At 36.7% G+C, this 6,092-nt stretch carries 5 protein-coding genes and 2 pseudogenes; 2 read left to right on the top strand and 5 right to left on the bottom strand.

Annotation, left to right across the window (positions count from 1 at the left end; translation table 11 throughout):
- Positions 1 to 222: 222 nt before the first annotated feature.
- Entirely contained in the window at positions 223 to 459 is a 237-nt protein-coding gene (locus V7137_RS24200; protein ID WP_335700434.1) for a hypothetical protein, read from the bottom strand.
- Between the two features lie 162 nt (positions 460 to 621).
- On the opposite strand from V7137_RS24200, the gene V7137_RS24195 reads away from it, so the two are divergent.
- On the top strand, positions 622 to 870 hold the full coding sequence (locus V7137_RS24195; protein ID WP_335700433.1) for an ATP-dependent DNA ligase: 249 nt from the start codon (positions 622 to 624) through the stop codon (positions 868 to 870).
- A 117-nt stretch (positions 871 to 987) separates the two neighbouring features.
- On the opposite strand, the pseudogene V7137_RS24190 reads toward V7137_RS24195, so the two are convergent.
- A pseudogene (locus V7137_RS24190) lies at positions 988 to 1,329 on the bottom strand (PLP-dependent aminotransferase family protein); the annotation flags it as partial.
- A 628-nt stretch (positions 1,330 to 1,957) separates the two neighbouring features.
- A pseudogene (locus V7137_RS30780) lies at positions 1,958 to 2,215 on the bottom strand (CPCC family cysteine-rich protein); the annotation flags it as partial.
- 285 nt (positions 2,216 to 2,500) lie between these two features.
- Between V7137_RS30780 and V7137_RS24180 the strand changes: the two are divergent.
- Positions 2,501 to 3,124: a DUF6944 family repetitive protein gene (locus V7137_RS24180; protein ID WP_335700431.1), complete on the top strand. Its 624-nt coding sequence runs from the start codon at positions 2,501 to 2,503 to the stop codon at positions 3,122 to 3,124.
- Positions 3,125 to 3,831: 707 nt separating this feature from the next.
- Here V7137_RS24180 and V7137_RS24175 read toward each other — a convergent pair.
- Both V7137_RS24175 and pepV read right to left on the bottom strand, forming a co-directional pair.
- The gene (locus V7137_RS24175; protein WP_335700430.1) at positions 3,832 to 4,329 is read right to left on the bottom strand and encodes a DinB family protein; all 498 of its coding nucleotides are present in this window, start codon (positions 4,327 to 4,329) and stop codon (positions 3,832 to 3,834) included.
- Between the two features lie 494 nt (positions 4,330 to 4,823).
- Positions 4,824 to 6,092 (bottom strand): dipeptidase PepV (gene pepV / locus V7137_RS24170; RefSeq protein WP_335700429.1); only part of this gene is annotated, 1,269 nt, incomplete at its 5' end.

Raw genomic sequence — 6,092 nt, 5'->3', positions numbered from 1 at the left:
GATGACCTGTGAGGGGTTCAAACCCCGACCTCAACCCTGTCAAGGTTGTAAAACGAATCCGATTATAACAGATTTAGTTTAAAATCGTTGATATAATAGGTTTTTATTTTTCGTATATATGATTTAAACAGATGTAATTGGTGGCAGTATGATTGGTTTTGCCACCACTTTGCCACCATTTGACCACCATAAATTTTTATCCAAAATTGAAAAAACTGAGATTCATGGCAGGAGAAATTGTAAAGACTTACTTATAAAATGGAAAAGGAATCCTTTAGAAAACTCAATTGGAATAATAAAATAAAGGACCATTAATCTGTCCTTTTCTGGTTTCATTCCTCTACTTTTTTCTTTATCTTCGCCACCAAATAAAAGGCCAAATCGATTAAACGAACGGCCATCATTTGAATCTGGAGGGTTCGCGAGTTCTGGTAATTGGAATCCGGCTTGCCATTTCACCATCCAGTCTTTATAAGTTAAACGTAAAGGTCATAACAGATACATCTGGAATACCTAATTTCGAAGCGGTTATCTTGATCTAATTCTTCTATTTCACTATAATAAATAGGTTTTTTTCATTGTGAATATATAAACAACGTAGATAAGTCTGGTGGTTTTTTCATGTCTTTTATAGCAGTAATGTTATTAGAAAAATCGGAACACGCTTTTAACGATTCAGAATATATATTTGAGCCTAAATTGGATGGCATTCGAATGATTGCTAGTAAAATCAATGGAAAGACAACGCTGTGGACTCGTCACAAAAATCAGATAACCACATGGTTTCCTGAATTATCCGATGTTCCGGTGCCGGATGATGTAATTCTTGAAGGTGAACTTGTATATGGGGATTTCAAGACTGATATATAAGGAGTAATCAAAGAAAAATGGGAAAATATACGCTACGAAAATTATTGGTATGAAAGAGCCGATTTTCTTTACACTAAGGTATCATCGGCTTTTATTTTTATTACTTATGTAACCATTTTACATAGTTCTCTTCCCGACCTTTATTAACGTTTTATCTATTAATGGTGCATAGCCGTAAGATATGCGAAGATAACGGTTGGATTCTTGACCATAAATATTTCCTGGGTTAAGAAGAATACCTTCAGATAATGCCTTTACATAAAGTTCCCTCATTGATAAACTTGGTAGTATTTTTAACCAAATGAAAAAACCTCCCTTTGGTACATCCCATGTGGCAATACCCTTTAAATGAATTTCTAAAGCCTCTAATATTACCTTTCTCCTTATTTTAAGCTGTTCTCTTACACACTTAAGATGTTGCTCATACAACCCACTTGTTATCCATTCAGCAGCAACCCGTTATTACTAGGGTAACTATACATTTTAATTATTGAAAGATTCTGCCCGTTAGCACAATAAGAAAACGGGATAGCCGCAGCCCTCCCATCTTTAACATAAGCACCCGTTAGTGGAAGAAGGAAATTATCGCGTTCGAATAAATTTATATACTATATAAATAAATCCGCCTATTAGAAATGAATAAGCTATTACTATTGATTCTTCGACCTCTTTAAAGTCATTACCTTGGTTAATGATTAAGAGTAATATTCCACAAATAACCATTACAACCCCTACAAGATACCTTCCCATTTGTTACCTCCCGAATTTAAGGAATTCCAATACTGCTTATTTAACTATTTTGCATCCGTTAATTGAATAAGAAAAAGCGATACTTCGTTATTGAAGAATCGCACTCGTTAGTTGAAGATAATTTATCATATCATCTATTTATTTAATCTTTATCAATCTCAGTACTTACTTGTTTAATAACACCACCAAAAGACCACCCCTTACTTTCAAGAAAGTCAGTAAATTCGTCTAAAAATTCATTAATATGAATAGATTCCTTAAACCCACTTTCCAAAACGTTACCTTCTATTTGTATTTCTACTATTTTCTTTTCATTAAGTTTAACTTCATTTTCCCACACTGTTTTCCAAGAAGGATCTTTTTTATAGCCGCCTTTAACTACTTTATCAAGATATTTTTTCTCACTAACTCCAAATCTAAGAAAGTTTCTTTGTGCTAGCCTTAAACATACACCATTTGCGCCACCCCAATAATCTGGGTTTTCATTCATCTCATAATCATTTTCCCAGAAACACATCGAGCAGATTTCATAACTACCATTCTCTTCTTCGGAGAGTGTTTTATAACCACAACAAGGACAAGTGTATTTTTCCATCTATCATTCACTCCAACTTACTAATTTTAACTACCTAATAAATAACTTTTTACACCTTAATTTTAACATTTCTTTTTCAACTAACCTGCCAGTTCCTTAATAGGAAAAAGAAATTCCAATGACAACCCATGATCTTCAATTTACGCAGCCCCTCAATACTTGGGGTCTTTTCTAATGAAGAAAGTTAGTTTTAATAATTAGGTACACATTCGGACCTTAATTCATAATACTACGATAAAGGTTTTTTCTTATATACTTAAAGCTTGTGGCAGGTTGGTGGTTAAAATGGGAAGCGACTCTAAAGCAATAGTAGGTTCTGTGCTAGTATCTGTGGGAACAATAACAGCTGCAATTGGTTCTATGCCGTCCAACTATATAAAAAGTAACGTACGTGATGACTTAATTCTATTGGGAAACGTTTTACAGGCTGAAGGAAATGCTATTGATGCGGAGGCAAAAGGGACTGTCCTTAGGTCAGTTGGAAAAGAAATTACAGCAAGTGGGAATCTTACTGTCATTACAGGACTGGTTTTTGACATCAGGAAAGAAGCATCCTATAAATTATTCATTACAGGGAACTGGATACAAGCTTTAGGTTTAGCGGTTAATATTGGAGATGCAATTGATCTCCCTCCCTTCTCAGGCCAATCTGAAAACATTGTAGGAAGCATAACACAATTTATAGGAAACTCATTACAGGCAATAGGATGGTCAGAGGCACTAAAAAATATTAGAAAAGATGAAAATGATAATGAAAATAAACAAAAAAAGATAGGCTATTATTATGAGGACTATTATAAAAAAAATAATGGACAATCCGAATCCGAATCATTGGTAGCAACAGGTAGTTGGATCCAAGCAATTGGTTCTGTCATTTCAGTGATTGGAGTAATAAAAGAAGTAACCTAGGACAATTAAGTGGAAAGAAAGTAGGGCTTAAATCACACCTAACTTTTCTTCAGCCAGCTTTATATCCGATTCATCAAAACCAGGTTTTCTTTGTTTCGATTAAATATCTTACATTTTCCATTTAGATAAAACCCCTTCACCAAAAAATCCTTCATTATAAATCCAATAACAAATTAAACATTTCTTTCTTCAAGTAACCTGCTTCGTTAGTTCAACAAGAAAAAAGACCGCCGCAGCGATCTTCATCTATCTTTAACTATTGCACCCCTTTAGTTTAAGTACAATTTTTCAAATTCTTATTTTTACAAAAAAATTGCCATAATAACTCCTTGCACTTGCACGCCTTCAGTTGAACAATACCTCAAAAAATCCCAAACATTTATTTAATATTGCAACTTAATAATAAATCTCCCCAGGTTAAGTACAGGACTTCACAATCTTTTTTTACACCTCATTAAACTCAATCCCTAAATGTGTTGTACATGCAAAAAGACGCCTTCTTATTTAAGAAAAGCGCCCGACTGTTGAACAATGAAATATGCAAAAGACCGCTCTGCAAATACGTTCTAATTTATTTGACTAACACACCCGTTTAGCCATCCATAAAGCAGGAAAATCACCCGCTTCACCATAGAGAATGAAAAGGGCTTCACACCGTCAATACTGCTTCTACGGCTGGGCGAGGAAGGTCGCTGAATTACGGTGCTTTAGGACCAATCAACGCCACCCCAAGAGGATTGCAACTTTCGCAACAGAACAATTTGGCCGAGATGATACGTATCGTGCATCATGATATTGCTGAGTAAACGCTCAATAGAGTACCTGTTAGCTGTATACGGAGCTTTTAACTTTTCATCGTCAAGGTCCGCAATGACCGTTTTTAATTTATTCATGACTTCATTAAGGCGCTGCACTGTCTGGGCCCACCCAATTTCGTCTTCTGGATCCCCCGGATTTCCAAAGGTTTCTTCATTGTCTTCTGCCTTATGCGGATTCGCTGTGCCCTTAATTCGATGGATTACGTCTTCATTCCAAAATATCAAGTGGTTGACAATCTGCCAAATCGAATTGCTGATTCCCGAACTTGTCCATGCTGCCTCAGCTGCGATGACTCCATGAAGCGCCTGATCCATGGATGCAAACCAATCATTCTCATGGCAATGCATGTCGAGTTGTTCTAAAAACATTTTGGTTACAACTTGCATACAACCAATCTCCTCACTGTTTAGTGTAATCTTTCAAAGTTAAAAGACAAGAAAAAATCTGACTATAGTATAAATTAATCGGTCCTAAAAAGGTAAAAACCAAATCCAAGTGGTCCCTTCCATATTGGACAAACCTTTCTCTCCAGCTTCTAATTCTCTCCAACATGGCAGGGTAATCCGAAATTTCCGGGTGACGATAACAATAATCCTCAATCAATTTCGAAAAAAGCCATTCATACGCATAAAATTACCTTCATTTTCGACTGTCGGCCATATAACGAAAAAATATTCTCAATGAAATACTCCATTCTTTTATTTTGAGAATACAACAAAACCATGATCACTATGACTTATTCGGCTCATCCAGCTTTTATTCCTTCATCATGACAAATAAAGTACCCTATAGGGCAGACCTTTTTAAGTGTCTACTCTATAGGGTACATTTTATTTTTCTGGTTGACCTGTTGGCTAAACGACATACCTGGCCTTTGATTTTATAAGTGGCTTAATTCATATAATGCTTTGGCATAGATGGCTGTCGCTTTGATTAAATCATCGATTTCTATAAATTCATCAATTTGGTGAGAGCTATCTACCTTACCAGGGAAAAGCGCACCGTAAGCCACTGCATTTTTCATTAACGCTGCATATGTTCCCCCGCCCGATGTTAAAAGTGTGGGTTCATCCCCTGTAATCGATTGATAAGCCGATTGTAGTGTTTTAATCATTGGATGATCGGCAGGGATATAATGTGTAGAGAATTGTTTCGCATCAGCGATTGTAAAATGGCAGGTCTCAGCTTTTTTCGTGATCATTTCAATGGTATGTTGGTAATCATTATTTAATGGGAATCGAATGTTCAACTGAATTGAGCCACCAGCTATATCATTGTAATTAAAAATGCCGGCATTAACCGTTAAAGGTCCGAGCACATCTTCACTGTATTGGATTCCCAACTTTTCCCCAAAAGGATCTCTATATAGGCTGTTTTCAGCAAATGTGATAAATGATTGGTCACTACCCGCAAAGCCTAATGAGTTTAAGAAATGCAGGCACTCCAGTCCGGCATTCACTCCATTTTGCAGTTCCATACCATGCACGGTTTTACCGTAAAGGGTTAAAGTAATCGTTTCATCAGACTTGCTGACCTCTCCATGCAGCCCCTGTTCCGTACAATATGTTTTAAAACGATTCACAAGTTCCTCAGGTTGTTTCGTTTTAATTTCAGCAGCGGCTTTTCCAGGTACCATGTTTCCCCTGTCACCCGAAGAAAAGTTAACTAAAATAGTTCCATGTTTTTCTTCTTCACTGCCACTTAAAGTCAGTTTCACGTTAATTTGCCCTTTTTCGGCGTACACCAGCGGAAATTCATTATCAGGAGAAAAACCGTAAGTTGGCGCGGGTTCTACGTCAAGATAATGTTTCATACAGCGCATACCGCTTTCCTCATCTGTGCCATAAATCATGCGGATCTTCCTTTTTAAAGGAAGGCCAAGGCATTTCAATATCTTTAACGCATAAAATGCAGCCATTCCCGGTCCTTTATCATCAATGGTACCGCGTGCATAGAGCTTTCCTTCTCGAATAGTTGGTTCATAAGGTGGTGTTGTCCATTCTCCAGGAGCAGGAACCACGTCGACATGGGCAAGTATCCCAATATAATCTTCAGACTCTCCCCATTCAGCAAACCCGGCAAAGCCGTCTAAGTTTTTTGTTTTAAAACCCTCATTTTTGGCTAATGCCAAAACATAATCCAATGCTTC

The sequence above is a fragment of the Neobacillus drentensis genome, from assembly GCF_036962765.1.
GTDB lineage: Bacteria > Bacillota > Bacilli > Bacillales > Cytobacillaceae > Neobacillus > Neobacillus drentensis_C.
The sequence above is the reverse complement of the archived record's forward strand: the minus strand, read 5'-3'. Positions and strand labels throughout refer to the sequence as shown.